The organism is Vibrio sp. TRT 2004 (assembly GCF_050113735.1).
Taxonomy (GTDB): Bacteria; Pseudomonadota; Gammaproteobacteria; order Enterobacterales; family Vibrionaceae; genus Vibrio.
This window is the reverse complement of record NZ_JBNJOH010000097.1, coordinates 1-2,602: the sequence shown is the minus strand read 5'-3', so window position 1 is coordinate 2,602 and position 2,602 is coordinate 1. Positions and strand designations below refer to the sequence as shown.

General features: G+C 39.2%; 1 protein-coding gene and 1 pseudogene. Both read right to left on the bottom strand.

The genetic code is table 11. From position 1 onward, the window contains the following. Positions 1-452: 452 nt before the first annotated feature. Positions 453-632, bottom strand: a pseudogene (locus ACQEXR_RS19885) (PAAR domain-containing protein); the annotation flags it as partial. A gap of 268 nt (positions 633-900) precedes the next feature. Further along, positions 901-2,412, bottom strand: coding sequence for a HEPN domain-containing protein (locus ACQEXR_RS19880; RefSeq protein WP_427021003.1), 1,512 nt, complete (start codon positions 2,410-2,412; stop codon positions 901-903). Positions 2,413-2,602 lie beyond the last annotated feature (190 nt).

Below are 2,602 nucleotides of genomic sequence, written 5' to 3'. Positions count from 1 at the left end.
AGCCAAAGGTTATGCAGGATCTTGTGTGCATCCTCCAAATCGGTGATAAGAACATGTTGCATGTTCTTCGCCATTTCATCTTCAAGAGAACACTCTAAAGCGAGAGAATCACTCAATATTTTGTCGATGGTTTGAGTTTGGCTAAACAATAACGGCTCTGAACGATATGGGTCATTCACTTGCGATAGATGACTCGCAGAACTGGGGAAACTAGACGATGGAGAAGTAGACGAGCGGTCACCAAAAGAGACACCTTGCCCCAAGCTCACGCCCGACCCCATATTGATATTGACACCCTGCCCGATATTAACGCCTGAACCCATATCAATTGAGCCAGACATTTGAGCACCAAGACTCACGACGTCGCCACTCGAAAGCACAAAACAATTGCCACATCCGGTATCAACCGGATCGCCTTTCATCGCTATCAGCTTGCCACCAATCTTAATATTTCGTGGGCAGCCCTGCATGATTGGGCCTACTCCACGACAGTTTTCATCCCCACAAGTACAGGTAGCTTGGTCTCCCAAGAGACTCACATCCAAGTTGTTAATTTTTACGCCAGCAGTGCCTGTTAAGACTTTTCCGCCTGTACTGGTTGGGGTTCCAACGGTGACGGCATTATTAAACATGGTGTTTACCAGCTTGAAGAAACGTTCGACGTACTCGCAAGCATAAGCAATTGATCTGTTATCAACAAACTCAACGGACAACCCCTAGGCAAAAGGTCACATAATCGACAATTGAGGAAAATTCGACTATTTACGCATTTAGTTTTTGCTGGAACCATTTAAGGGGCAAAAAAGCCAGCTACGAAAGCTAGCTCATTATTGGACAGAAACGTGCTAGTGTCACAGCCCTAATGAGTTTCCATCAGATAAGAAAAAGTATGTTGAATCTTTACCGATGAGTTAACAAAATAACTCCATAATAGCATTTTTCACTTCTACCATTGGAAATGTATAACTTATTAACATATTCCAGCTCAGTGTTACTATCTTTGGGAAGCTTATCCTTAACAAAGTCTCTAACGTCGGATATGCCGCTACCATGCCAGTGATGTTTTGTTTCATAAGACAGTGGTTTGTTTAATGTAAACTGTTGATTCTTAAATTTGCAATCGACAACTATATAATCAAAAGAGCCAAAATCTTTAAGGTCAACGTCTTCATGTAAAGTAATGAAACGCGCAGTGCCAGCTAGTTTATCTCTAGCCCTCTCATTACCACCTGCATTAACTATGAATGAGTTATGAGTGTAGCTTAAACTTTTCGCTATTTGGGTATCACTAAAACCGAGCTCATGAAAAACAAAATACATTAACAATGTTAAAAGGCGATCTTTTAATTGAACCTCCTTTGTGATTTCTCCGTTTATTACCGTACGGTAATTTAGTCCGTGTGCCACACTATTTCTGAGTCTCTTAAGTATATTGAAATCATCTTCACTAAAAGAAATAGCCTCTTTAATTTCATTGCTCGTTTTACTCATTAAGAAGTCGTATTTGTGCTGAAGAGTCGGGTGAGATGTATTTTTTAGATTAGTGAGAGCACTATTAAAACCTTGTAGGACTAATAAATCCTCTGAGGAAAGGACATTTTCATCAACAAATGCTTCTAAGGTTTTATTAAGCCGTGACTTTAGCTCATTATATGTATCTTTGTTTAATTTATGGCCTTTTCCTTTTGACTCTTGTTCGCAATACATTTCAAGCGTTACAACTACAGATAGAATATCATATTCCCAAGTACCAGATTTTGAACGTGATAAAGGGAGCATTAGGCGGCTCCAAATTGTTCGAAATGATTTAATATTGAAGTAATTTTTTATAATTGGTTCCCAAAGGTTCCAATTGAACAAATTGTCAATATGGCAAAGAGTTTTGTGATAATGATCAAACGGATTAACTTCATAAGTAACACTTGGAAAAATAAGAGAATGATAATTATGTCGCTTATCTGATGGAATCAAATATAGCTTTTTTATAGATAGGGAATGTCCCAATAGGAGTGAAAAAAGGCTTCTTACTTCTAAAGCAATACCCTCTGCTTCGTTTAGCGTAAACGTTCCATTTGCCTTTTTGACGATAAAACAATCTTGTATTTTTATGTGATGTTCGGTTGGTGTCAGTGCTGTCGATGACACATAACGGTGATTTTCTATCGTATAGTTATTGTTATTGTAGTCAAAATTTACTAAGAATTTCTCTACAGAAGTGCACCGCTTGAACTCTGTTTCTGTTATTTCAGAGCTTCGTAACCTTTCAAACCAAGTTGATATACCAGTTAGGTGCACTTCTATCAAATCGATGTCAGTCGGAATCAAAGCACCCGTGGTCACAAATCCGCATATAATGACTGCCCCTCTTTGAAGCTCTGATTGATGTAGGGTAAATGCCTTGTTTGACCCAATCTCATAACAAGTGATTGGATCTTGAATGACTCTACGCTCTTCAAACTGTAGGAAGTGACTATCTGTGTGTATTCTAAGGTGTGGTATTCCAGACTGATTAAGAGAAAGAACACCAGGGCGAGCGCATGAGTGTCTAATTTTTACTCACCGAGCTCAATCCAGCACTCAACACCGCTTCCAGCATGGATGT